The sequence below is a fragment of the Cupriavidus sp. USMAHM13 genome, from assembly GCF_001854285.1.
Classification (GTDB): Bacteria; Pseudomonadota; Gammaproteobacteria; order Burkholderiales; family Burkholderiaceae; genus Cupriavidus; species Cupriavidus malaysiensis.
Genome location: NZ_CP017751.1, coordinates 4,076,272 through 4,100,236, shown reverse-complemented (window position 1 = coordinate 4,100,236; position 23,965 = coordinate 4,076,272). Strand labels below are relative to the sequence as shown.

The following is a 23,965-nucleotide window of genomic DNA, read 5'->3' as shown; positions in this document are numbered from 1 at the left end:
GGCACGGCGCCAGGCGCACGATGTGCCGCCTGTCTTCGGTTTTCTGCCGCCGGCATCACCTCCGGCCTTGCCGGACGGCGCTGCCTTGAGGCAGAATCTTCCCGTTGCGGCACTGCCGCAACAGCGTTCTCAGGGCGGGGTGAAAGTCCCCACCGGCGGTAATGGCGGTTGTCGCGCGTCTCGCGCTAGCCCGCATTAGCCCGCGAGCGCCCGGCCTGCCCACAGGCCGGGGTCAGCAGATTCGGTGCGATTCCGAAGCCGACGGTCATAGTCCGGATGGAAGAGAGCGCGATGTGTTCGCCTCCTGCCTGGCCTGCCGGGCCCGGGAGGCAGCGCTCGTGCGCCCTGATTCTGGAAACCTCTCCAAGGAAAGCCATGAATCAGCTGACCCCCTCGTATCAACTCGTTCACGAAGGCCGTTCTTCCTCGTCGCCGGGCTCCGGCGGAGCGGGCGGCCGCATTGCCCTCATCTGTGCCCAATGGCACGCCGGCATCGTCCATAGCGCGCGCGACGCCTTCCTGGCCGAAGCGGTCCGGCTCGGCGTGGCGCGCGATGCCATCGATGTCATCGACGTGCCGGGCGCCTTCGAGATCCCGCTGCATGCGCGCAAGCTGGCCGCCAGCGGCCGCTACGATGCCGTGGTGGCGTGCGCGCTGGTGGTCGACGGCGGCATCTACCGCCACGAGTTCGTCGCCGACGCGGTGATCTCGGGCCTGATGCGCGTGCAGCTCGACACCGAGGTGCCGGTGCTCTCCGCCGTGCTGACGCCGAAGAGCTTCCACGATCACGAAGAGCACCGCCGCTATTTCACCGAGCACTTCGTCGTCAAGGGCAAGGAAGCGGCCAACGCCTGCGTGCAGACCATCGCCAGCCTCGGCCGCCTGGCCGCGGCATGAGCGCGGCGGGCGGGGCGCCAGCGCGCGCCGCCTGCCTGAGCGACAATGGCGGCGGCGCCGGGCCGGCGCCGCATCCAGGCGGGGATCCGGCGGATCCCCCCGCGGTCCCGCGGGACCACCGACCAGTTTGGGAAGACAGCATCATGTTCACCGGCATCATCCAGGGCGTGGCGAAGATCGCCGCCATCCAGGACCGCGAGGGCCTGCGCACCTTCGCACTCGAATTCCCGCCCGGCTTCTGCCAGGACCTGGCGATCGGCGCCAGCGTCTCGGTCGACGGCGTCTGCCTGACCGTGACCGAGCTGCTGTCGCCGACCGCGGCCTCCTTCGACGTGATGCAGCAGAGCCTGAATATCACCACGCTGGGTGGTTATGCCCAGGCCGGCGAGGTCAATGTCGAGCGCGCGGCCAAGGACGGCGCAGAGATCGGCGGCCATCCCTTGTCCGGGCACGTCGATTTCGCCACTACCCTGCTGAGCGTGCGCCACTCGGACAACAACCGCGTGCTGCGCATCGGTATCCCGCCGGCGTTCCGCAAGTACGTCTTCGCCAAGGGTTATATCGCCGTCAACGGCGCCAGCCTGACCGTGGCGGAGGTCAACCGCGCCGAAGGCTGGTTCGAAGTGTGGCTGATTCCCGAGACGCGCCGCGCCACGGTGTTCGAGCAGAAGCAGCCCGGCGACGCGCTCAATGTCGAGATCGAACGCGCTACCCAGGTGGTGGTCGACACCGTGCGCGAAACGGTGCAGGAAACCCTGGGCAAGCTGCAGCCCGTGCTGGAAGCCATCCTGAAGGAAAAGGGCCTGACGCTCGACGACCTGATCGAGCCGAACGAGCTGCCGCAGTAGGCGCGCTCCCCCTGGCTGCCGCCGCTTGCCGCCCTTTGCCGCGGTTTCCGGCCGCGGCCCTGGCGCGGAACCTCAACGGCTCCTCAACCGCTCCTCAACCGCCAGCTGCCGCCGGTGACGATGCGCCCGGCCGCATGCCGTGGCGCATGCCGTGGTGCATGTCGCCGCCATGGTGGCGCTCATGCTCATGGCGGAACAGCCGGTCGGCGGTCGCCTTCTGCGTGTCCGACAGCGTGGCATAGAGCGGGCTGAAGGCCGCACTCAGTTTCTGCATATGGTCGGCGTGCATCTGTGCCAGCGAAGCGTAGGACTTCATGGCTTCGTCGGCGTTCATCGTCGACAGCTTCTGCGCGTGTTCCTGGTAGGCCTCGCCGGCGCGCTTGCCGTTGTCGCGCATGGCCTGCGCGAAGGCGTCCCACTGCGGCGCCTGCTGGGCGGTGATCTGCATCTGGTCGTGCAACTGCTTGATGCGCTGTTCGACGGCCGCCTCGTGCTGCAGGGCCGGCGTGCGCTTGCCCGCCGCGGCGGGCGTCGACATCGGAGCGCTGGCGCTGCTCTGGGCGAGCGCCGGGCCGGCCATCAGGGCCAGGGCCAGCAAGGCCGGCGTGGCGGCGGAACGGAGGGTGCGAGCGGTAGGGTGCATTGTTGTTTCCTGTTCATCGGGGGAAGGGGCGGGAGCCACCAGGCAAACGTAAACGGTGGCTGAAGTCATCCGCCCGGCACATGCAGGCGGGCGTGCGGGAAGCGAGGCGATTGCGGCGGCGTTCGCACATGGGGATTCCGCGCCGCGCCGTGGTGCTCCTCGTTGCGAGGGCACGGCCGCGCTCTGGCCGCGGAAAGAGGGAGTCTTCACAAAAAATACTAATGGCCGTCCCTGCGAAGTCAAGGCGGGTGCTTTATGCCGCGCGCACAAAGCGCGCATGACGTGCGCATGACGCACGCATAGCGCGCGTCTGGCGGTCTGGTTCCAGGGAGGCGGGTGGTGCCGCGTTTGAGTCCATGGTCAAGGATGGCGTGCGGCGCAGGGAGCATCCCTTGCTTGTCCGCCACGCTACAATCCGCTGCATGATGTCTGCAGGCGTGACGCGGCGGTGCCAAGCCCGTTGCCGCGCATAGCCCCGGCCCACCGGCGGGGCTGGCCTGCGGGCACGCCTCCGGCGCCATCCGCCGGCATGGCGGCCCCCGCCGCCGCTCTCACGGATCGCACCTCCGATCCCGGCCGGGCCATGCGGCCCGCTTCCCCCCGTGCGCCGTGCCGGCCCGCTGCGGCTCCGAGCGGGGCGGCCCGGCTCTCCGATCCCGTCCCGAGTATGTCCGTACCCATGAAACCGCCCATCCTTGCTGACCGTCCGGTGGCCCTCGTCACCGGCTCCACCTCCGGCATCGGCGCCGCCGTCGCGCGCCGGCTGTCGCGCGACGGCTTTGCCGTGGTGCTTCATTCGCGCCGTTCCGCCGAGGCGGGCAGGGCGCTGGCCGCCGAACTCGGCCACGCGGTCTACGTCCAGGCAGACCTGGCCGACGACGCCGAGCGGACGCGCCTGGTAGGCGAGGCGCAGGCGGCATGGGGACGGCTGGACGTCCTGGTCAACAACGCCGGCATCAGCGGCGTGATTCCCCACGCCGACCTGGGCGCGGCCACCGCCGCGGTCTGGCAGGCCATGCACGAGGTCAATGTGGTGGCGCCGTTCCGGCTGGTGGCCGAGGCGGAGGGGGCGCTGCGCGCGGCCGCCGCGCGGGGCCGGCCGGGCTGCGTGGTCAACATCAGCTCCCACGCCGGGATACGGCCCAAGGGGGCTTCCATCCCCTATGCGGCGAGCAAGGCCGCACTCAACCATACGACCCGGCTGCTGGCCCTGGCGCTGGCGCCCGAGATCCGCGTCAACGCGGTGGCGCCCGGCCTGGTCGATACTCCGCTGACGGCCGACTGGACGCAGGCGCACGCGCTCTGGCGCGAGCGCGCGCCGATGCGGCGCGGGGCCAGCCCGGAGGACATTGCCGAGATCGTGGCCATGCTGGTGTCATCGTCCTACCTGACCGGTGAGATCGTGCTGGCCGACGGCGGCCTCAACCTGACTTGACGTGATGGTGCCGGCGCTTGGTGGGCGCCGGCGCGTGTGCGCCACGCCTGCAGACTTCCGTGTTTTCCCTTATCGTGTCGTCTGACGTCAGACAAAGACCCCGACAGCCAGCGCCGCACGGCGACGTGGCGGCGCCCGCCAGGGTGCGCGCCGCAAGCAGCACGCAACAGGCCGCACCCTATGCCCAGCACTCCCGACCCCCAGACCACGGCGCGCCCGGCCGACCGTCCCCTCAATGCGCGCGAGCGCCGCGGCATGGCCGCCATCATGATCGCGGTGGCCCTGGCCACGCTCGACACCGCCATCGCCAACACCGCGCTGCCTTCGATCGCCGCCGACCTGCATGCCACGCCGGCCGCCTCGGTATGGGTCATCAACGCTTACCAGCTCGCCATGGTGGCGACCCTGCTGCCCTTCGCCGCGCTCGGCGGCATCCTCGGCCACCGGCGCATCTACCTGGGCGGGGTGGTGCTGTTCCTGCTGTCCTCGCTGGTATGCGCGCTGTCGTGGTCGCTGCCCACGCTGGCCGCCGCGCGCGTGCTGCAGGGCATCGGCGCGAGCGCCATCATGAGCGTCAACACGGCGCTGATCAGCGCTCTCTACCCGATGCACCGGCTCGGCCGCGGAGTCGGGCTGAACGCGCTGGTGGTGGGCATGTCCTTCGCGCTGGGACCGACCGTGGCCTCGGTGATCCTGTCGGTCGGCAACTGGCCCTGGCTGTTCGCCGTGAACCTGCCGATCGGCCTGCTGGCGCTGTCGATCGCCTGGTCCTCGCTGCCACAGACGGCACGCAGCGGGCACGGCTTCGACCGGGTCGCCGCCGGGCTCAACGTGATCACCTTCGCCGCGCTGATCTTCGCCCTGGGCGAGGGCTCGCAGCATGCGCCGCTGCACTGGACGCTGGCGGCGCTGGCGGTATTCCTGGTGGCGTTCGCGCTGCTGCTGCGCCGCGAGCGCGGCCACCCGGCGCCGATGCTGCCGGTGGACCTGTTCCGGCGGCCGCTGTTCGCATTGTCCACGGTGACGGCGATCTGCTCCTTCGCCGCCCAGGGCCTGGCCTTCGTCTCGCTGCCGTTCTATTTCCAGACCGTGCTCGGCCGCAGCCAGGTGGAGACCGGCTTCCTGATGACGCCGTGGTCGCTGGTGGTGGCGCTGATGGCACCGCTGGCCGGCCGCCTGTCCGACCGCTACCCGCCCGGCCTGCTGGGCGGCATCGGCCTGGCGGTGCTGGCCGTGGGCATGGCCTCGCTGGCCATGCTGCCGGTGTCGCCCTCGGCGTTCGACATCGGCATCCGCATGGCGATCTGCGGCGCGGGCTTCGGCTTCTTCCAGTCGCCTAACCTGAAGGCCCTGATGTCGAGCGCGCCGCGCGAGCGCAGCGGCGGCGCCAGCGGCGTGATCGCCACCGCGCGCCTGCTCGGCCAGGCCACCGGCGCGGCGCTGGTGGCGGCCAGCTTCGGCATCGCCGGGCGCCACGGCCCGACCCTGGCGCTGGGCCTGGGCGCGGCCTTCTCCGCGCTGGCCAGCGTGGCCAGCGCGCTGCGCCTGGCGGTGCCCGCAGGCGGCACGGCGACGCCGGGGGCCGACGCGCCGGGCCCGGCGCCAGGGCGCTAGTCGCTGGTGCGAGGGGAGGCCGGCGCAGGCGCCGGCGCCTGCGCGCGGTCGGCCATGGTGGTGTCGATGCGCTGCGCCTCGCCGCCTTCGACGATGTCCTGGCGCATCACGAAGCCCTCGGCGGGGCAGAACCAGTCGGTGACGCTCATGCGTGACGGTTCGGTCAGCACCTGCACGCCGGCCACGATCAGGCGCCCGACCGAGGTGGTGCGCACATAACGGATCGGCAGGCATTCCGACGGGCCCAGCGCGGTCTGAATCACCCGGCGCTTGCCGACCTGGCGCACGCTGATCTCGACCGTGGCGTGCGGGGCCACCAGCTTGCCGACTTCCTCGCCCGACTCGCGCGCGTAGATGGTGAAGGACGCGCTGGAATCTACGGTTTCCCCGTCGAGCATGCTGCCTTCGCGCAGGTCCTGGCCGCGGTACTGGTAGTCCAGCAGGCCGAGGCCGTCGATGGTGGTCATGCCGTACAGGCGGGCATGCGGCCCCCAGGCGTTGACCATGGCGCTGCCGGTGACGCTGGCCTGCTGCCCGTCGGCCGGGGGCTGGATCAGCACGCGCTGCTGCTGCTCGGTGACGATGGGCGGCCCCATCAGGGCTGCCAGCGCGGTCTTGGAACGGATCTCGATCTCGACCTCGCAGCCCGCGGCCGTGGCCCGCGGCGGCTGCTGCGTGGAGCGGCGCGACAGCGGCATATTGCCGTCGGCCTCCATCTGCACGTGGCCGCCGTGCGCGAACCAGGCGGTGCGGCAGACGCCGGTGTCCCTGGCGGGCGCTGCGTCCTCGGCCCGGGCGGGCGTGCCCGCGGCGGCGAACACGGTCGCCAGGGCGGCCAGGCAGGGAGTCAGGCGGGAGGACGGCGGAACGGGAAGAAAGGTGCGGGGGCGATACATGATGCAGTCATCCGGTGGATGGCGATGGCCTCGCCCGGCTTTGCCGGCGGCCGCCCGCACGGGCGGCGCGCTGGTGCGGGCAGGCTCGACTGCATTGTATGGCAGCGCGCGCCGCACGGTCAGGTGCCGGCTCGCCGCGGCGCGGGCAGCACGGCCCTCAGGCCGGCGGCAGCGGCCCCGCCAGCGGAATCCGCAGCGTGACGCACAAGCCCGCCTGCTTCGCCTCGTCGGCAAAGTCGAGGCGGATCTCCGCGCCGATGCGATCGGCGATCGTCCGGACGATGGACAGCCCCAGGCCCGAGCCGAGCTGCCCGTTGCCCAGCGTCCGGTAGAACGGGTCGAACACCCGGTCCCGCTCTTGCGCCGGGATGCCCGGCCCGCTGTCCTGGATGCGCAGCACGGCATGCCCCTGCGCCACGCTTACCGAGAGATCGGCGCGTCCGCCCACCGGCGTATAGCGGATGGCATTGTCGACCAGGTTCTTCACCACGGCGGTCAGGTCCAGCTCGCTCACCCATACCCGCGCGTCCTGCGTTCCCTCGACGCCGATGTCGATGTGCTTGGCCTCGGCGAGCGGCAGCAGGTCTTCCAGCACACGGCGGAAGACGTGCTGGACGGACACGGGGGATGTCGGCGATGCCGCCACGGCCTGGGCCGTGGCCAAGGTCAGCAACTGGTCCAGCAGGTTCCTGCCGCGCTCGATGCCCTGCCGCAGCACCGCCAGCCTGTCCCGTGCCGCCGCTGACATTTCCGCGTCTGCGAGCCGCTCCGCCTGCAGCGACAGGGCGGTCAGCGGCGAGCGCAACTCGTGGGCCGCATCCGCGACGAAGCGGCGCTGGGACTCCATGGCCTGGCCGACGCGGGCGAGCAGGCGGTTGATGGCCACGGCGAAGGGCCGTACCTCGGCAGGCAGATGCCGGTCTTCGATCGGGTGCAGGTCCTGTTCGGCACGCTGGTCGATCTCCCGGGAGAGCGCCGCGATGGGGCGGAACATCTTGCGCACCAGGTCGGCGACGATCAGCAGCAGGATCGGCACCAGGATGAGGAAGGGCATCACGGTGCGCAGCGCGCCATCGCGGGCGATTTCATTGCGGAAGCCCGATTCCTGCGCGACCGCGATACGCTCGCCGGCACGCGTGGTCTTGACCAGTACACGGAACGTCTCGCCGCCGACCTCAAGCGTGTGCAGGCCATCGGGCAGGGTTGCGGGGAGCGGCAGCGCTCCTCCTTCGTCCACGCTCAGCCGGGAAGTGGCGCCATCGCCGAGGCCCTGCACGATCACCCGTGCTTCTTCATCGCCCTGCTTGAATTCGGTGGCGGCCCCCGGCTCCGCCGGCAGCAGGTGCTGCCGATCCACCAGGTGCGCCACCTGGCGCAGGACATCGTCCTGCAGTTCATGGGCTTCGCCCAGGGCCGACAGGAACGAGAAGGCGCCGGCGACGATGGCCAGCGCGAGTATGGCCAGCGACAGCGTGAAGGACAGCTTGAGCTGTACCGACTCGTTCAGGCGCCTTCCGAGACTATTCTTGAGACCATCCATCCCACGCCCCTGACGTTCTTGATGACGTCGCTGCCCAGCTTGCGCCGCAGCGCATGGATCAGGAATTCGACGGCATTGCTCTCGACTTCTTCGCCCCAGCCGTAGATGCGGTCCTCCAGCTCGCCGCGCGAGAGGATGGCCCCCGGCCGGACCAGCAGGGCCCGCAGCAAGGAGAACTCGCGGTTGGACAGCTGCACCGGTGCGCCGCCGCTGACGCTCGCTGCCTTCGCCGCCGGATCGAGCGACACCACCCCATTGCCGAGAACCGGCGCGGCGCTGCCGCCCTTGCGCCGCAGCACGGCGCGCATGCGGGCCAGCAGTTCCGCCAGTTCGAACGGCTTGAGCACGTAGTCGTCCGCGCCGCTGTCCAGGCCGCGCAGGCGGTCATCCAGGCCATCGCGGGCCGTGATGATCAGCAAGGGCACCGGGTTATCGCGCGCGCGCAGGCTGGCCAGCACCTCCAGGCCGTCCTTGCCGGGCAGGCCCAGGTCGAGCAGGACCAGGTCGTAGTGCTGGCAATCCAGCGTGGTCAGGGCGGCCAGTCCGTCCTGCACCCAGTCGGTTGCGTAGGAGGCATCCTTCAGCGCCGCGGCCAGCGTCGCGCCGATCATGGGGTCGTCTTCGACCAGCAATACCCGCATTCCTCCTCCCGCGGCGTGATGGTTCAATGCGATGTCGTGGCCGCTCGCTGACGGAACAGCAGGAGGCCGGCCAGCATGAAGGACAGCAGCGCGGCCGACGCCGAATAGCGGCTCAGCGCCATCCCGCCGGCGCTCAGCGGCTTGTCGAGGAAGTCGCCGACCACCGCGCCGAGGGGGCGGGTCAGGATGAACGCCGCCCAGAACAGCAGCGTGCGGGACACGCGGGTGCCGTAGCGGGCGGCCAGGATCAAGGCGAGCAGTGCGCCGAAGACGACGGCCGCGCCGGTGTAGCCCAGGCCCGCGGTGTCGGCGGTCCAGTCGCCCAGCGCGGTGCCCAGGGTCTGGGAGAACATGATCGTCACCCAATAGAAGGCCTCCGCCTTGGGCGAGTGCACGGTGCCCACCGACACCGAGCCGAGCGTGCGATGCCAGGCCAGCAGAGAGCCGAGCAGCAAGGCCAGCAGCAACAGCGATCCGCCCGCGTAGCCGATGCCCAGCGAGCGGTCCGCGAAGTCCGCCAGCGTCGTGCCGACCGTGGTGGTGGCGATGATGGTGGCCCAGTACAGCAGCGGATGGAATCGCTTCGCCCGGATCTGCGCGACCACGGCGACCAGGAAGAGCACGGCGAAAATGCCGGTGCTCACCAGGTAGCCGAGGTTCATGGACATCGAAACCGCGTCGCCGCCGGTTTCGCCCAGCGTGGTGGCGGCGATCTTGATCAGCCAGAACCCCAGCGTGACTTCGGGAACCTTGGCCAGTGCCTGTTCAGTTGGCGTTTTCATCGGAAGCGCTCTCGGTGCGGGCTTTGCCCTGGAAAGTATCGAAGGTTTTCGGCAGATCGGCCAGCGCCGCCTGGCAAGCGGCCCGCCTCATGCGCGGACCCAGCCGCGCGCGATCAGCCTGCCGAACAGGACACAATGAACGGCATCGGCGGTCCGATAGGCCGGCCCCATATACCAGGGCGCGGCGCGCTGTGCCAGCCAGGCACTGGACGCGGCCACCCCGGCCGCGCCGAGCATGTCGAAGGGAAAATGCACGCCCAGGTAGACGCGTGCCCAGGCGATGGCCAGGCCGGACAAGGCCAGCGCGGCCCCGATACGGCGCTGGCCTGCCTGCAGCAGAAGCGCGCACGCGACCGCCCACCACAGCGTCAGGTGATCACTGGGGAAGGACGGATCGGCCGCATGAGCGAGAAGCGTGTGGCCCAGGCCGATCATGAAGGGCCGGGGGTGCGGCCAGGCGAGACCGATCAGCTGGCCGGCGAGCAGCCCCAGCCAGGCCGACGCCGTGGCCGCCAGCATCGCCTTGCGGGTGCGCTCATCGCCACGCAGCCAGCCGATGGCGAGCAGGGCCGGTATGGCCCAGATCAGCCACTGCGCCAGGACCGTGGCCAGCGCCACCAGCCACGCCTGCGGGTGCGCAGGCGCGTTGAGCCAGAGAAAGAGCGTTCGGTTGAGGGCTTCCATCGGTTCCAGGTTCTCCCGGCCGGACCTCCGTGGCGCGGACGGCTCGGCCTCGCGGGCGGGCGCTCGGGCCCGCCCGCTGTGGTCGTCGTGCCCCGCACGCGCGCCGGCAGGCAGGATGGCGAGGCGCCGGTCCGGCACGGAAAGCCGGGTGCGGCGGGACATGGCGCGTCTCCGGGAGGGGCAGTGCAGGGATCTGCACGGTGGAGACATTACCGAGGCAGGCTTAGCTCGGACTGAGCCGGCGGTTTTCTCCCGCGCCGGGATGGCCGCGCCTTCGGGGTGTCGTACCCGGGAGTGGCTCAGGCTGCGTAAGGGAGTCTGCAGCGGGCGGCGCCGGCTGCCCTTGCGGGTGCTGCATGTGACAACAGGACGACAAAAGTGTCGAAAAATCGACAAAAAGCCCGCAACTCCGAGGGGATTGCGGGCTTTTCGGTGGGCCTGCCCGGGGCAAGGTGCCGGGCCGGGCTCAGGCGTGGATCACACGTTTAAACGTTGATCGGTCGGCAAAGGCCTGTGAATGCTAGGTTTCGCGGGGAAATCGAGCCACGGCCTTTGCGGGAATCGCTGGAAGTACCCCCAGTTGTACCCCCAAGGGGGTATCAGGATGATAAATCAGTCTGGATGCCGGTGCCAGCGCTGCGCCTGCCGGATAAAACGGGTATGGTGCAAACCGCATTGTTGGCTGACGCATGGAACGGCACGCGATGAGATGCAGGGGAACGGGCCGCTGCGGCCCATACCTTGGAGAATGCTCATGGCAGACCACCACACCCGCCACAACTCGCTGGGGCAAGATGCCCTGTTCACCACGCCCGCCTCGCTCATGCTCGATGCTCGCCTCACGCCGCTGGAGCGCAATGGCTGGCAGGTGCTGCGCATGCTGCGCTCTGCCGAGGGCATCAGCCCGCTGGCGAACCTTGGGCAGTTGCGCCGCTATCTCACCTCCACCCCGCTGGGGCAGAGGGCCGGGTACGAGACGGCCCGGCGCGTCCTCGTTGTGCTTCGGCTGACGGGGTGGATCAGTCAGGTGGGCCAGCAACGCGATCCTCTGACCGGCCATGTGCTCAGTGAGCTGTATCAGGTTCACGAAAGCGCTCTCGACTTCCAACAGGCTTGCACGCTCGATGCCAGCCTGCCCGCGCTTTTGCAAGCCTCCATCGGCCACGAAAACAACCAGGTGGATCGGGTGGCCGTCTACATTCAGGCAACGCTGGCGCAAGCACCGGAAGCTGCTCCCATTGCGGCCCACGATCAATTCCGCGATGACGATGATTTGCCCCCGATGCCGCCGTCGCCGGCAAGCGAGGCAGCCGACCCACTGCCATTGTCTGGCGATTCCGCTGGCAGCACGCTTGTTCCGCAACAGACCGGGCATGCTCGCCACATGACGACTGAGCAGAGCAGTACGTATAAGACGTATATGTATAAAAAAGAACGTACGTACCGCGCGCGCGAAGAAAACAGCGATCCCGCATCGCGGCCGTTGAGCTTGCCGCCCTGCCTGAGCAATGCCCAGGCAGACCAGCAAAAGGACGTGCAGGCCGCCTTGCGGCGGCTGCCGCCGCAGCATCGCCAGGAAGTACTCGACGAGTTGCAGGCACGCAGCCAGAGCGGCACCGTGCGCAATGTCGTGGCCTATTTCTTCGCTTTGGTGAAGCGCGTCTTTGCTGGCGAATTCCGCCTGTGGGCAGGTCGCAAGGAGATGTCTGCCACCCCATGGAATGCCGAGAATCGGCCCGCAGCTCCGCCGCGTACCGAAGATCGCCCTGAACCGACGGCGCAACCGGCATCGCGTGAAACCGCCCTGGCGCACATCGCTAACATCCGCAAAATCATGAACACCTCGACGAACGCTGGGAACATCGCAGCGCAGGCAATGCAGGCCAGGGGATGGCAGCCGCATCCTGCGTAGCAAATGCTGCCGCGAAACGGGTCGTCACTGCACGCCGCAGTGACGACCCGCGTAACACCGCAAACAATGCGGGCGAAAGCCAGTTCCTATTGCGTGCGGCCTACATGATGATGTCCGCACTACATTGACCGGGCAGTTGCCAAGACCGATGGGCTTCGTACATCGGCCCCCCCAACAGCGCAGGTTCCTGCAAGCGCTGGCCCAGCAGGGTGGAGCCACCCCAGGTATGCCCAGGCTCCGACCGCATACCGGCCCTACCCAAGGGCGGAGCCTTCTTCGTCTGTTTGAACTCATCCCTACCGCGCCGTCTGGCGCACTGTCCTTTGCAGCAATTGCCTGTGCGCGACGCACAGGGTTCCCGCTGCATGTCTCATCCCACTCACCTCATAGGAGGACTCGTCCACGTTCACAACACTTTCGTCTTGCATTACCTCCGTCTGGACTTCCAGCAAGGAGCAAGACGGACGCCTCATTCGAGGCTCTGGTGTCTCCTGAACACCATGCCCTTGCCCTCACGGGATCTCGCCTTGGCGCGTTGGCACTAACACTAACCAATGAATTTCAGGACAACGCATTACGGCGCTTTGCATGGAGGCCGGAAAATGGACGACTTGACCTACACCCTGCGGCAGCTTTGCTAGCGCAATCGTGACGGTAGCTACAACACACAGGCCGACCGGATGCGTTCGCTGTCGCTGGCCGCGCGGCAACTGCGCGAGGCCGGTTTCCGGCAGATGAAAGCCTCGTCGCTCAAGGGAAAGCACGTCCAGACGCTGCTAGAACGCTGGCAGGGAGAAGGCTTGTCGTCTGGCACCATCAAGAATCGGCTCTCTCACCTGCGCTGGTGAGCCGAAAAGATCGGCAAGGCTGGCATCTTGCCGGCGGACAACACACAGCTTGGCGTGCCCGAACGCCGCTATGTGACCAACATCAGCAAGGCCCAGGAACTGGGCACAGGTCTTGAACAGATCACCGATGGCCACGTGCGCATGAGCCTTCAGCTGCAGGCCGCCTTCGGATTGCGTCGGGAGGAAGCGATCAAGTTCCAGCCCAGTTACGCGGATCGGGGTGACCACATTGCCCTCAAAGGATCATGGACGAAGGGCGGCCGGGAGCGAGCGGTGCCCGTCATCACGATAGAGCAACGCGACGCGCTCCAGGCGGCACACCACCTGGCAGGCACAGGGTCATTGGTACCAGCAAACAAGACCTACATACAGCAAAGGCACGTCTACGATGGACAGTGCAAGGCGGCGGGCTTGAGCAATATGCATGGACTGCGGCATCGGTATGCACAGATGCGATATGAAACATTGACGGGGTGGAAGTCACCGGCAGCAGGCGGACTTAGCACGGCTCAACTCGGCCTATCACGACGCCTGGCCGACCAACAAGTCCGGCAGCAGATCAGTCGTGAACTTGGGCATGAGAGGATGGAAGTGACAGCAATCTATCTGGGAAGCTGATTCAAGCCCAAGCCTCCAAAGATCCGCAGCCGACTTGTAGGCTGCCTAAGATCCATCAAAGAACACCGGTCTGATGACAAGCATCGAGAAAGGGCTTTTTGAGAAAATTGCAGTCAGTGAATGGGCGTTTTTTCGTATTGAACGTCAAGGTCTGCAGAAAATCTTGCGGATCTCGACCCAGCTCCTTCCACTCATCCAATACCTGCGTTAGCCAGGCCTTGCCATCGCTTTCTGTGCAGAGCTTGGCTTTGTAGCGTTCTTCAATGCCGTAAACGTCCTTCCACGTTTCGATTTCTTCGGCAACAGCGGCTGGGCCAAAGTGTAGGGTGATATCAGCCGGGGCCAGCTTGGCGATGTCTGAATGCTGCAAAGTGATCTGTAGCTCGATGGACTGCGCTGCTGGTTTGTAAGGGTAGAAAACAGCACGACGTTGAACTGCTCTGGCGGGGTCTTTGGGTGTGTAGGCGGGATCCTTGCTGGTCTTGTAGCTGCTGTTGCAGTGGTGACAAGCCGGGACAAGGTTGCGGAAGTTGATGGAGTTGAACGGGTACAACGCCTTGGGCAAGTAATGGTCGTAGGCTTCGCGCTTGTTGTGGTACTCGCCCAGGAGATCGTTGACACCACAAAAAGGGCATTTCCCAGCCTTATTGGCCTGCACGAACATTTGATAGTGGTCGTCAATGTCACCGATCTTGCCGCGCAATGCGACGAGGTTCAGAAGCGATTGCGAATACAGGCCCTTGAAGAACGTACCGAGCTGGGCGGCAAGGTCTTTGTGATTGACAGCGATGTCGCCGTAACGGGCGAGTTGTGTTGCCGGATCATTGGCACACACTTTCTCCAGGTCGTTATTGCCTTGATACCACTGCTGAAACTGTCTGATCTGCGCGTCGGATAGAACCGAGAAGAAGCCGTAGATGCGCTCCACATGGCCAGAGAAAAACTCCGCGCCATTGCTGTCGTCATAGTGAAATGCAGTCATCACTTCATGCAGTTCAGGGTTCGCAAGAAATAAATCCAGGCCGTAGTCGCCGCTTGCCGGCGCTTTGCACCAGACCTCATGAAAGATGAAGTCGATGAACGCCTGCATCTTCTCCATCTGGTGTGGCACGTAGGTGTACGGAAACAACATCAGCCCTATGCCTCCCCATTTTTTGGCTGATCGCCGTCAAGAATGGCCTTGATCAGCAGCACTTTCTCTACCGAGTCGCCGAGCTGGTGGTGAATCTCCGTGATCAACGACCCTTTGTCTTCGGTACCCTGTTCAAAGCGTGCGCGCAACGCCTCCAACAAGGCCTGCGCGTGACCGCCGACGGTTTCGCGCTTGCCGAAGGTGTTCATGGTGATCTTGTTGATCGAGGCACCCAGCGTGTTGTAGTTCGGCTTGCTGATACTAACCTCGCCGCTGGCTTTATCCTTGGCGAACACCAACACTTTGTCCGGCTTGCTGTCGGAGATCAGGAAGGGCGTGTGGGTGGTGACCAGCATTTCTTGTCTCGCATCCTCCACATCGGGCAAGCATTGACGCAGGCGGGTAATGAAGTTGGCGCGCCAGTGCGGGTTGAAGTGGGTTTCTGGCTCGTCGAACAGGAACAGGCTATTGGTCTTGCGAAACAGCAGGCATAGCCCCAGGCTGTGCAGCATCTGGTACTCGCCATCCGACAGCTCTTTGAGCAGCATCGGCTTTTTTACGCCCTGCTTTGTGAAGTAAAAATTCTTGAAGCGCATGATGCGCTGGTCGGAAGCCAGCGTCGGTACCGTTTCACTGACGTAGTGGCTGGTGGAGCGGTACAAATCGGTCTTGATGGTATCGCTGACGCTATACAGGTTGAGCGTCAGCAGAACCTGCAAGGCCTGGAACAAAGCGAGTGCAGGGCCTGCCGGATCATCGAAATTGGCGCGGAAGGCTTGCTTGGTCGCTTCATTGATCCTGTAGTCCAGGATCAGCGTGTCGGAAGCCTCATCGTAAAAATGCAGCGTGGCACAGCGCTTGAGCTTTTCGACAATGGCCGTGCGTTCAGTACGCTCATCGCCATTGGCCTCTAGTCCTTGAAGCAGATTGAGTCGGTAATCTCCGGTCTCCGGATCAAGATAAACCACATTGGTATCTGTAAAACGACCATCCTGCGTTTCGGTGGGCAAGGCGTACTCACCCGAAGTAAAGGCAGAAATTTGCTGGCTTGTGGCCGGAATGCTGCGGCGCAGGACAATGCGGAACTCGTGCAGTGCCTCTATGCCCACATCCTCGCGGAAGGGCTGGAGAGTGGCCTCATCCTGGAGCAGAAGATTGCACAACAGAATAGCTTGGCTGAAGCCACTGTCCAGATAGGCCAGCCGCGTTTCGGGACGGCCGGGATAAGGGAGCTGCCGGGTCAGAGCATTCCAGTACTCATCGAACTGGATGAAACGCATCTTAAAGAACGGCAGGCTGAGAATCTCGTTCTCGCCGGAGGAATAGCCCAGCACGTACTGCGGCAATAACAGGTCACGCTCTTCATCAGTCAATGTGCTGAAAGCAAACCCCTCCACAGGGAACGCTTCGTTGTTCTCCCAGCGCAACCACGGCGACTTGTCCGGCTCCTTGATCACGACCACATGGGCGAACTCCGGACTGCCGGAAGACCGGTGTTCCTTCGGGAATTTGATCAGGTATTCCAGTTCATAGGCGTTGGGATGGCCTTCGTACTCTTGTATGCCCTCTGGATTGTCATCAGGGTCGTACTGAAAGATGTCGGGTAGAAAGTTGCGGCGTACCCGCTGCACCTCCAGCTGAAAGAAGATCGCTGCCAACGCTTCGAGCAAGTTGGACTTACCGCTGCCGTTGGGGCCAGCGCACACGAAGGGTGCAAAACCTTCGGGCTGGGCCAGTTCTTCCTGCAAGCTCCACTCAGTGCGGAAGTGATGTTCAAAACCATAGGGTAGGCTACGAAAGCCCGCCGGGTCAGTGATCTTGAGGCGGAGCAGTTTCATGACTGAACAGCCGTGAGTTCGATGCGGTTGCCGACTTTATTGCCCCTCTGCGTCAGGGCGCCAGCCGCCAGTGCCTCGAATACCCATTTTTTGATGTGTTCATAGTCGTTTATGTCAAGCCCAACATCATTGCTCGGGTAGAACTCGGCTAAACGGTTCTTCTGCTCATCAGCGACAGCTTCGTCTTCCACCACAGTCTGCAGCCATTCTGTGAGTCGATCACTCACCGCCACCATAAAATCTTGCACCGAAAATGGTGCATCCCCCAGTTGTTGGCGATAGGCTTCCAGCCATTCCGCGATCAATGCTTTACGCGCCTCGGCATTCTCCAGTGCCGCCGGAAGCTTGTCGCTGGCGGGCAAGTCGATCACAGGCGAAGCCTGCGCAACAGGCTCGGGTACGGATGCTTGATCTCCAATGGTAACAGGAGCGATATGTTGAGCTGGTGGTTTTGGCATAGGCACGCGCGACAGATCCAGCTGACCTCTGAAAGCTCGCTGGCTTAGTGCATCGTAGAGGGTTTCCAGATCGGCGAGGCTTTGTTTGTATCTAGACTTAATACCTTCGACTTTTTCAACAGTGACCGCGAATCGATTTTGAATTTCGAAGGGTGGTTTGATCATCGTGATTTTCTCAAAATCGCCCTTTGTCAGAATCTTCTTCATCCCCTTCGTGGCGTGACTCTGTATATAGCTTCGAGACAACTTAAACAGGCCATACAAGTACAAAGGATTAACATCCTTTCCAGGCTGGATGGCATTGATCTGCTGATTGAACGACACAGTTCTGTCTGTTAATGCGGCACGCCCGATTGATTCAACGCTACCCGCGATGCAGGCCACAAGCAACGCACCGCTCGTGACCGTTCTCGCCTTTTTCGCTCCAACCTCAGAAAGGTGCTCGGTGGCTGACGTGACGAAAACAGCATTGCCGGTGATGTTGTCCGTCTTAATCCACTCGATGAAATCGCCATCGTAATTTGCAGACTCATTTCTGGGTGGCGTGTTGCCGGTCGAAATCTTGCCGAAGGCTTTCAACTCAGGTTTGTCCCATCCCTTCTCATTCCGCACCGGGTCGCCAAACATCTCCAAAAACACGCTCTTGAGCAGGTCGTCGAGTTGTTGCAGGTGTTGTTTGCGCTGGGCGATCAGCCCTTCCACTTTGCCGAGCAGATGGGCAATACGGATTTGGTCATTGAGGGGCGGAAGGGAAATCTCAAGATCATCAAGATGTTCGTTCCTGAGGTTATTGATATTTGCACCTTGGACGGCCTTTTCAATTGAGGATCGGTAATATCTTGTTTTGAAGAAATGCTTCAAGTAACCCGAGTAAAGCCCATTCTTTGGGCGAACAATTTTGCAGAATGCACCGAAAGAACCGGAAAACGGCTCTGGAAAATGTACATTCTTGCCAATTGCCTTCTTGCTTCCACTTGACGCCGCCAGCAACAAGTCGCCGGCTCTGATGAATTGCTCAGACTTAATTCTGTCTGCGGCGATGTAGATCAAAGAGGAACTGTCCAAGCCATCGTCTGTGATGTTATTTGCTTTAAGCAATGGCACGGAATTTTCAAAAGGGGTATCCGCAATTTCATCGGGCTTGTAAGCAATCCCTCTGACTTGGGTGATGTAAGGTTTTAGTTTGATTGAAGGAGTCATCCCACCATCCCCTTCAACTCCAGCAACTCGCGCACGATGCCGCTTTGCACCTTGGCGAGGTCCGCTTCATCCACATCGCCCACCTCGGCTTGAATCAACCGATCCAGAATCACGCCCGGCGCGTCATAGTGCACTTCTTCGAATACATCCTGCTTGTACCGTGAGAGCGAGAGGTCGTAGTTGTTTTTCTCATCGGCAATCTCGCTGTGCGGCACCATGAAGCACTTGGCGGTGCGGTCGGTGTCAGTGGCGGCATCGCGGGCGTGGTACCGGGCGATGATGTCTTGCAAGTCGCCATAGCCGTCCTGCTTGCTGCGCTTGTCGTCCAGCGAATAGCCGTCGGCGGCCATTTCGTAAAACCAGACGTGTTCGGTGGCGACTTTGCTCACCTTGTCTTTCGGCCCCCAGACCTTGGTGAACAGCAGAATGGCGGTGCTGACCCCGGCATAGGGTTTGAACACGCCGCTGGGCAGGGTGATCACGGCCTTGAGGTCGCAACGCTCCACCAACATCTGGCGCAACGTTTTGAACGCTCCGCCAGAGCCGAACAGCACGCCTTGCGGCACAATCACGCAGGCGGTGCCGCCCGTTTTAAGCACGCGATAGATGTTCTCGACAAACAGCAGTTCGGTTTTGGTGGTGGCCAACTGCAGTTTTTCGTTGATGTCGCCCTTGTCGATGCTGCCGGTGAACGGCGGGTTGGCCAGCACGATGTTGTATTCAGACTCCTCGGTGTAGCTCTTGCTGAGGGTGTCCTTGTAGTCGATGTGCGGCTCGTCGATGCCGTGCATCATCAGGTTCATCAGGCCCAGACGCACCATGGTCTGGTCGATGTCGTAACCCCAAAGTGAGCTGGCAAGCTTGGCTTGCACAGCGGTGGTTAGCGTTGCGGCCTTTGACGTTCGTTTAAATCCGTCTTCGTCCGTAGCAATATCGTTCGTGCCTGATTCAGTTGCGAGCTGCGTTACCAGATACTGATAGGCGCCCAGCAAAAAGCCTCCAGTCCCGCAGGCCGGGTCTGCAACCTTGTAAGGCCTACTAGGACTTGAACGGAGGAGTGCGGAAACATCTGGTCGCACCAAGTCAGCCATCAGCTTAATGATGTGGCGCGGGGTGCGGAATTGGCCGTTCTTGCCAGCGGTGGCGATCTCGGACAGCAGGAATTCGTAGACATCGCCCTGGATGTCCTGAAAGGCCTGGCCTTTTTCTTTCGAGTCGCGCTCCATCACCTCGAAGATGTCGTCGATGGTCTTCACCGCTTCCACCAACAGGGCTGGCTTGGGGATGATGAACACGGCGTTCTTCATATGGTGGGTGAAGTTGCTTTCTGCGCCGTTCAGATCCTTGAGGAAGGGAAACACCTTGCCCTGCACGTGCTGCAACATTTCTTCGGCCTGCATGCGTTTGAATTCGCTCCAGCGCAGGGTACGTTTGTCGATGGGGCGCTGTTCCGCCGCTGGCCAGTTGCGTTCCTCGAGTGGAATCCAGGTTCCGGTGAACTTGGATATGTATTTTTCACCTGCCCATTCGGCGTCGGCTTGGCGTTTCTGGTCCAGTTCGTCGAGCCGCTTCATGAACAGTAGGTAGGTAATCTGCTCGATGGCAGTGAGCGGGTTGCTGATGCCACCGCTCCAGAATTTGTTCCAGAGCTGGTCGATCTTGCTTTTGAGTTCGGGGTTGTTTTGCAGCATGGTGTGCTCTGTTATTTAGGCAGCCAACCGTTCGGTCAGCTGTAGGATCTCGTTGATTTCAAGTGGGCTGAACACGCCACGGATGCCTTGCGGATGGATGACCGTGAAGGGGGCGTTGATCAGGTCTTTCTTCTCCACCTTTTCGCGCTCGATAATGAAGCCCTTCAGCAGATTGAGGAATTCCATCTGCCGGCTGCTGAGCGTGGTGTGGGCGCGGATGAACTGGTCGAAGGCGGCGCTGACCTCGTCTGGGAAGCTCCTGAGAACTTCAATACCCAGGATGTGGCGGATGAACTGGATGAAGCGCGCCTTGCGGTTCTTGTAGACCTGACGCAGCAGGTCCTCGGTGATGTGCGGGTGTTCTTCGTGCAGTAGTTCGGCCAGTTCGTTGGCCTCTTCACTGCTCACTACCTCGCCGTTCTTGATCTTCTGCAGCACCGGGTTGTGCGCGGTGAGTTCGGCGATTAGGTTTTCCACCATTTCGCGGTAGCGGGTGATACTGACCGCCTCGTGCTGTGGGCCGAACTCCACCCATTCCTTCTTGTGCAGCTCATCGGCCAGATCGAGGTGGGTTTGCTCCTGGCCGCTGGATTGCTCGCGGAATTTCATGAGCGGGCCGAGCTTGGCGACCAGTTCGTCGAAGGCGTCTTCATCCGCCTTGGCCCAGTAGTGGCTGGTTTGCGCGGCGCGGATCAGGGCCTCTTCCTGCTTGACGAAGCCGACCGAGAGTGGCAATTCGCCGATCTGCTCGACGATGCCTTCCTTGAGGGTGTCGGCTTGTTCCTTCTCCTCGCTCAAAACGGCCAGTGAATATTCCAGCAGATCGCGCTCGAAGCGCATGGCCTTGAAATCGGCCTCGGACACGGTGCGGAACAGCGGCTTGATTTCTGCGCGCAGGAACTCAAGGCGCTCGTGGCTGAGGCTGATCCAGAAGTTGTCATCGTCCAGCCGCGCCAGCGCGGCGGCGGCTTCCTTGATCACCACCGACTCTTTGGGTAACGCGGCAATCTGCAGGCGGAGCTTGGCGACTTCACGCGTGGCGATGTCGGCATGGCCGCTGTCATTGGCCTTTTCGATCTTGTCGAGGCGCAGGCCCACCAGCCGCACCGGGAGCGGCAACTGCGGTTTAAGCTCCTTGCCCTTGGGGTTGAGCTTGAAGTATTCGAAGTTGTCCCAGCAGTCGAGGATCAGGAACACATCCTTCTCAAGGCACCAAGGCTTGGGCTTGCTGGTTTCCAGCAGGCGTGTGCCGCGCCCGACCATCTGCCAGAACTTGGTGTACGAGTAGACCGGCTTGGCGAACACGAGGTTGACGATTTCGCGCACATCGATGCCGGTGTCGAGCATGTCCACGCTGATGGCGATTCGAGGCATGTCGTTGTTGGTGAATTGATCGAGCAGCCCACCTTTGCCGTAGACGCGTGGGTCATCCGACACAAGCACCTTTGCAAGCTCACCGTGGTACTGCGGGTAGAGCTTGTCGAAGATTTCTTCCATGCGCCGGGCATGGGCCTTGGTGGCGCAAAAGAAGATGGTCTTGCCTGGCAGCACGCCGTTGGCGTCCTTGATGGCCTCCTCCATGAATTCGCGGACGATCAGGGTGTTGGTGCCCTTGTTGATCACCTGCTTTTCAAGCTGAGTGCCCTCGAAGTTGATGTCTTCAACTTCCTTGCCTTGGAGGATCAGCTTCTTCTGGTCTTCCAGCGAAATGGTGCGCTTGCTTATGCCCTCCATCTGGAACTTGGTCTGAATCTTCATGACCTGGAAGTTGCAGAGGTAGGGCGGCACGTTGTTCACGGCCTCTTCATAGGTGTAGGCAAACGTGGGAATGCCATCTTCGCAATGAAAAAGCTGGAAGGTGTTGTGGTCGATGATGTCGGTTGGCGTGGCCGTGAGGCCCAGCGTGATGGTCTTGAAGTAGTCCAGCACTTCGCCAAAGGTGTTGTAGATGGAGCGATGGCTTTCATCGACGACGATGAAATCGAAGAAGTGCGGCGACAGGTGCTGTGCCTCGTCCCGGATAATGTTGAGCATTGTCGGGTAGGTGGCGACATACACACGACGATCCGTCGCGATCAGCTTCTCACCCACATTGGGCCAGCGCGGCTCGTTGGGCATGTGCTCCTTGAAGGCGGCCAGTGCCTGTTCACGCAACGCTATACGGTCCACGAGGAACAGCACTTTTTCTGCATGGCCAGCCCGCATCAAGGCATCGACCATGGCGATGCAGGTGCGGGTCTTGCCGGTGCCGGTGGCCATCACCAGCAGGAAATCGCGCTTCTTCTGTTCGATGCCTTCGAGCACCGAGCGTATCGCACGAATCTGGTAATCACGTCCGGCAATCGAAGTGTTGATGAATTCCTGCGTCAGCGGCTTGCGATTGCGACGGATGTAGGCGAAGCGTTCGAGATCGTCGCGGGTGGGAAAGCCAACCACCTTGCGCGGCGGCGCGTTCTCCAGATCCCAGAAATAGAGCTCGTGGCCGTTGGTGTAGAAGCAGAATGGCAGCTCACCACCCAGCTGGGCCTGGATGTTGTAGCAGTATTGCTTGGCCTGCTCGCGGCCAATGGCGGCATCGCGGCTGGTCTTCTTGGCCTCGATCACTGCCAGGGGTTTGCGGTCTTTGCCGAGCAGGACGTAGTCGCTGAACTGGTGGCCCTCGTAGGGGGAGCGCGGCTCGGCCACGCCCACTGGCAAGGCAGTGAGAATGTCAAATTCCTCGACGACCTGAGTCGGGTCTTTGACGTTCCAGCCTGATAACGCGAGTTGCTGGTCGATCAAGTCGGCTCGTGTCTGTGCCTCGGATTTAGACATGCCGAGCCTCCCTGGCGATGATGAAGCCTTGGTTACCCGCGATCATTTCCTCGGTCTGGAACGCGGACACGTTACCGCATGCGTGATCGTCGCGAATGTCGGGGCTGAAAATACTTTTTCTAGTCTTCATTTCTCACCGCCTTGATTGATGCGAAGCCACTTTGCTCCACGCCCCTTGCCGGTCGATTCGATCAGTCCCTCTGACTTCATCGCCCTCAATACCAGCCGTACCATGTCCCGGCTCACGCCCGGGCAGGCCTCTTCAATCTCGGAAATCGAGAACGGAAGACTACGCCCCAGGATTTCCGCACGTACCCGGTCGCCCTTGCTGCCGCGGCCACGCTCGATGGTGCCGACACGTTCCTCGAACTCGCGGTAGGCCCGTAGCAAGGCACCCCAGAAGTAATCGAGCCAGGGTTTGACGTCATGCTGCCCCTGGTGCCAGCCCTGCGAGCTGGCTTCCAGCGTCTCGTAATAGCCTTCCTTGGTTTCCTCGAAGATGCGTTCCAGGCTGATGTAGCGACCCACGGCATAGTCGAAGTGGTAGAGCAGCAACAAAGTCAGCAAGCGCGACATGCGGCCGTTGCCGTCCGGGAAGGGGTGGATGCACAGGAAGTCGAGCATCGCCAGCGGCACCAGTACCAGGGGGTCGGCCAGATGCTGATCCAGTGCGGTCGCGTAGTACTGGGTCAGATCGGCCATGGCCATCGGCGTCAGATGTGCAGCGACCGGCTGGAAGCGCAGTCGCGACGTGCCGTCTGGGCGACGCTCGATGATGTCGTTGTTGGTGGCCTTCCAGCGTCCGCCCGCCTGCGGCATATAGCGATACAGCAGGGTGTGCAGTTGCAGCACCACGCCCTCGCTGAAAGGCATGTGTGTAGCGGACTCGTGGATCAACGCCAAGGCGTCGCGGTAGCCAGCGATCTCTTGTTCGGAGCGGCTCTTTGGCGTTGCGTTGCGGATGACCAGAGACTTCAACCGCGAGGGTGCGACGACAACGCCTTCCAGCCGGTTGGATGACTCGGTGGACTTCACCACCGCGATCTGGCGCAGGCCCTTGAGGGCTTCGGGCGACTGCGCGACATAGAGTTGCTGCTTACCTTGGTACTCGCCCAGTGTGCGCAACGTGGCTGCCTGAGTGCCATCGAAGCGAAGTGCGGCAAGGTACTCGGGTGTGAGCGAGTGCATGAAAATGTAAGACCAGGCTGTCTAAATGGGGTAATCATAGCCGTTAAATGGGGTACTGTCTCTAAAAATGCCTCATTAATGGTGTTTGAATACCCCATTTCCTAAACATTGGACCGGTCGTGAAGGGCTGGCATGGCCGACCAAGAAGGAAATGAACGACATGAATCAAAAAAGGGCAATCAATCCGAAACTACCCCATTTACTTCATTGTTTACCCCATTTCCAGCGCCCAGCCTTGGCAAAGGCAAATGGCAAGAGAACGGCCCTCAAGGGACAACGGCCCTAT

General features: G+C 62.9%; 17 protein-coding genes, 1 pseudogene and 1 riboswitch. Of the genes and pseudogenes, 6 read left to right on the top strand and 12 right to left on the bottom strand.

Features of this window, described 5'->3' with window-relative positions:
- The first annotated feature begins 121 nt into the window (after positions 1-121).
- Positions 122-292, top strand: a riboswitch (FMN riboswitch).
- An 83-nt stretch (positions 293-375) separates the two neighbouring features.
- Together BKK81_RS18085 and BKK81_RS18080 are read left to right on the top strand one after the other, a co-directional pair.
- Positions 376-897 carry a 6,7-dimethyl-8-ribityllumazine synthase gene (locus BKK81_RS18085; RefSeq protein ID WP_071015754.1) on the top strand — a complete coding sequence of 174 codons (522 nt, stop codon included), beginning with the start codon at positions 376-378 and terminating at the stop codon, positions 895-897.
- Between the two features lie 143 nt (positions 898-1,040).
- Entirely contained in the window at positions 1,041-1,745 is a 705-nt protein-coding gene (locus BKK81_RS18080) for a riboflavin synthase (protein ID WP_071015753.1), read from the top strand.
- A gap of 94 nt (positions 1,746-1,839) precedes the next feature.
- Here the strand turns inward: BKK81_RS18080 and BKK81_RS18075 are convergent, their stop codons facing one another.
- Positions 1,840-2,388 (bottom strand): Spy/CpxP family protein refolding chaperone, encoded by a 549-nt coding sequence (locus tag BKK81_RS18075; RefSeq protein ID WP_071015751.1) that lies wholly within the window; start codon positions 2,386-2,388, stop codon positions 1,840-1,842.
- Positions 2,389-3,067: 679 nt separating this feature from the next.
- Between BKK81_RS18075 and BKK81_RS18070 the strand changes: the two genes are divergently transcribed.
- Together BKK81_RS18070 and BKK81_RS18065 are read left to right on the top strand one after the other, a co-directional pair.
- Complete coding sequence (locus BKK81_RS18070) at positions 3,068-3,823, top strand: SDR family NAD(P)-dependent oxidoreductase (protein ID WP_071015749.1); 756 nt, start codon at positions 3,068-3,070, stop codon at positions 3,821-3,823.
- A gap of 180 nt (positions 3,824-4,003) precedes the next feature.
- Positions 4,004-5,437, top strand: a complete 1,434-nt coding sequence (locus tag BKK81_RS18065; RefSeq protein WP_071015747.1) for an MFS transporter — start codon at positions 4,004-4,006, stop codon at positions 5,435-5,437.
- Here the strand turns inward: BKK81_RS18065 and BKK81_RS18060 are convergent.
- From BKK81_RS18060 to BKK81_RS18040, 5 genes are all read right to left on the bottom strand, one after another.
- The gene (locus tag BKK81_RS18060; protein ID WP_071015745.1) at positions 5,434-6,333 is read right to left on the bottom strand and encodes a hypothetical protein; all 900 of its coding nucleotides are present in this window, start codon (positions 6,331-6,333) and stop codon (positions 5,434-5,436) included. The two genes, BKK81_RS18065 and BKK81_RS18060, sit on opposite strands and share 4 nt — an antisense overlap.
- Before the next feature lie 157 nt (positions 6,334-6,490).
- Positions 6,491-7,873 (bottom strand): ATP-binding protein, encoded by a 1,383-nt coding sequence (locus BKK81_RS18055; protein ID WP_071015743.1) that lies wholly within the window; start codon positions 7,871-7,873, stop codon positions 6,491-6,493.
- The gene (locus BKK81_RS18050; RefSeq protein WP_071015741.1) at positions 7,837-8,514 is read right to left on the bottom strand and encodes a response regulator transcription factor; all 678 of its coding nucleotides are present in this window, start codon (positions 8,512-8,514) and stop codon (positions 7,837-7,839) included. The genes BKK81_RS18055 and BKK81_RS18050 overlap by 37 nt, the downstream gene beginning before the upstream one ends.
- A 23-nt stretch (positions 8,515-8,537) precedes the next feature.
- Positions 8,538-9,296, bottom strand: coding sequence for a COG4705 family protein (locus BKK81_RS18045; RefSeq protein WP_071015739.1), 759 nt, complete (start codon positions 9,294-9,296; stop codon positions 8,538-8,540).
- Positions 9,297-9,383: 87 nt separating this feature from the next.
- On the bottom strand, positions 9,384-10,142 hold the full coding sequence (locus tag BKK81_RS18040) for an undecaprenyl-diphosphatase (RefSeq protein WP_335582869.1): 759 nt from the start codon (positions 10,140-10,142) through the stop codon (positions 9,384-9,386).
- A gap of 592 nt (positions 10,143-10,734) precedes the next feature.
- Between BKK81_RS18040 and BKK81_RS18035 the strand changes: the two genes are divergently transcribed.
- Together BKK81_RS18035 and BKK81_RS18030 are read left to right on the top strand one after the other, a co-directional pair.
- Positions 10,735-11,892 carry an STY4528 family pathogenicity island replication protein gene (locus tag BKK81_RS18035; RefSeq protein WP_071016614.1) on the top strand — a complete coding sequence of 386 codons (1,158 nt, stop codon included), beginning with the start codon at positions 10,735-10,737 and terminating at the stop codon, positions 11,890-11,892.
- 602 nt (positions 11,893-12,494) lie between these two features.
- Positions 12,495-13,358 (top strand): annotated as a pseudogene (locus tag BKK81_RS18030) (phage integrase N-terminal domain-containing protein).
- 55 nt (positions 13,359-13,413) lie between these two features.
- Here BKK81_RS18030 and BKK81_RS18025 read toward each other — a convergent pair.
- The 6 genes from BKK81_RS18025 to BKK81_RS18005 form a co-directional block, all read right to left on the bottom strand.
- The gene (locus BKK81_RS18025; RefSeq protein ID WP_197523937.1) at positions 13,414-14,457 is read right to left on the bottom strand and encodes an HNH endonuclease; all 1,044 of its coding nucleotides are present in this window, start codon (positions 14,455-14,457) and stop codon (positions 13,414-13,416) included.
- Between the two features lie 38 nt (positions 14,458-14,495).
- Positions 14,496-16,328 (bottom strand): restriction system-associated AAA family ATPase, encoded by a 1,833-nt coding sequence (locus tag BKK81_RS18020; protein WP_071015732.1) that lies wholly within the window; start codon positions 16,326-16,328, stop codon positions 14,496-14,498.
- Complete coding sequence (locus BKK81_RS34420; protein WP_083384166.1) at positions 16,325-17,986, bottom strand: restriction endonuclease subunit S; 1,662 nt, start codon at positions 17,984-17,986, stop codon at positions 16,325-16,327. The genes BKK81_RS18020 and BKK81_RS34420 overlap by 4 nt, the downstream gene beginning before the upstream one ends.
- Positions 17,983-19,677 (bottom strand): type I restriction-modification system subunit M, encoded by a 1,695-nt coding sequence (locus BKK81_RS18015; protein WP_071015730.1) that lies wholly within the window; start codon positions 19,675-19,677, stop codon positions 17,983-17,985. Before BKK81_RS18015 ends, BKK81_RS34420 begins: the two co-directional genes overlap by 4 nt.
- A gap of 15 nt (positions 19,678-19,692) precedes the next feature.
- Positions 19,693-22,458: a type I restriction endonuclease subunit R gene (locus BKK81_RS18010; protein WP_197523936.1), complete on the bottom strand. Its 2,766-nt coding sequence runs from the start codon at positions 22,456-22,458 to the stop codon at positions 19,693-19,695.
- 159 nt (positions 22,459-22,617) lie between these two features.
- Positions 22,618-23,679, bottom strand: a complete 1,062-nt coding sequence (locus tag BKK81_RS18005; protein WP_071015726.1) for a Fic family protein — start codon at positions 23,677-23,679, stop codon at positions 22,618-22,620.
- Positions 23,680-23,965: the final 286 nt, after the last annotated feature.

Bases quoted from the DNA above. Each gene is read 5' to 3' on its own strand.
- BKK81_RS18085 (WP_071015754.1), top strand. From the start codon at position 376: ATGAATCAGCTGACCCCCTCGTATCAACTCGTTCACGAAGGCCGTTCT.
- BKK81_RS18080 (WP_071015753.1), top strand. From the start codon at position 1,041: ATGTTCACCGGCATCATCCAGGGCGTGGCGAAGATCGCCGCCATCCAG.
- BKK81_RS18075 (WP_071015751.1), bottom strand. From the start codon at position 2,388: ATGCACCCTACCGCTCGCACCCTCCGTTCCGCCGCCACGCCGGCCTTG.
- BKK81_RS18070 (WP_071015749.1), top strand. From the start codon at position 3,068: ATGAAACCGCCCATCCTTGCTGACCGTCCGGTGGCCCTCGTCACCGGC.
- BKK81_RS18065 (WP_071015747.1), top strand. From the start codon at position 4,004: ATGCCCAGCACTCCCGACCCCCAGACCACGGCGCGCCCGGCCGACCGT.
- BKK81_RS18060 (WP_071015745.1), bottom strand. From the start codon at position 6,333: ATGTATCGCCCCCGCACCTTTCTTCCCGTTCCGCCGTCCTCCCGCCTG.
- BKK81_RS18055 (WP_071015743.1), bottom strand. From the start codon at position 7,873: ATGGATGGTCTCAAGAATAGTCTCGGAAGGCGCCTGAACGAGTCGGTA.
- BKK81_RS18050 (WP_071015741.1), bottom strand. From the start codon at position 8,514: ATGCGGGTATTGCTGGTCGAAGACGACCCCATGATCGGCGCGACGCTG.
- BKK81_RS18045 (WP_071015739.1), bottom strand. From the start codon at position 9,296: ATGAAAACGCCAACTGAACAGGCACTGGCCAAGGTTCCCGAAGTCACG.
- BKK81_RS18040 (WP_335582869.1), bottom strand. From the start codon at position 10,142: ATGTCCCGCCGCACCCGGCTTTCCGTGCCGGACCGGCGCCTCGCCATC.
- BKK81_RS18035 (WP_071016614.1), top strand. From the start codon at position 10,735: ATGGCAGACCACCACACCCGCCACAACTCGCTGGGGCAAGATGCCCTG.
- BKK81_RS18025 (WP_197523937.1), bottom strand. From the start codon at position 14,457: ATGGAGAAGATGCAGGCGTTCATCGACTTCATCTTTCATGAGGTCTGG.
- BKK81_RS18020 (WP_071015732.1), bottom strand. From the start codon at position 16,328: ATGAAACTGCTCCGCCTCAAGATCACTGACCCGGCGGGCTTTCGTAGC.
- BKK81_RS34420 (WP_083384166.1), bottom strand. From the start codon at position 17,986: ATGACTCCTTCAATCAAACTAAAACCTTACATCACCCAAGTCAGAGGG.
- BKK81_RS18015 (WP_071015730.1), bottom strand. From the start codon at position 19,677: ATGCTGCAAAACAACCCCGAACTCAAAAGCAAGATCGACCAGCTCTGG.
- BKK81_RS18005 (WP_071015726.1), bottom strand. From the start codon at position 23,679: ATGCACTCGCTCACACCCGAGTACCTTGCCGCACTTCGCTTCGATGGC.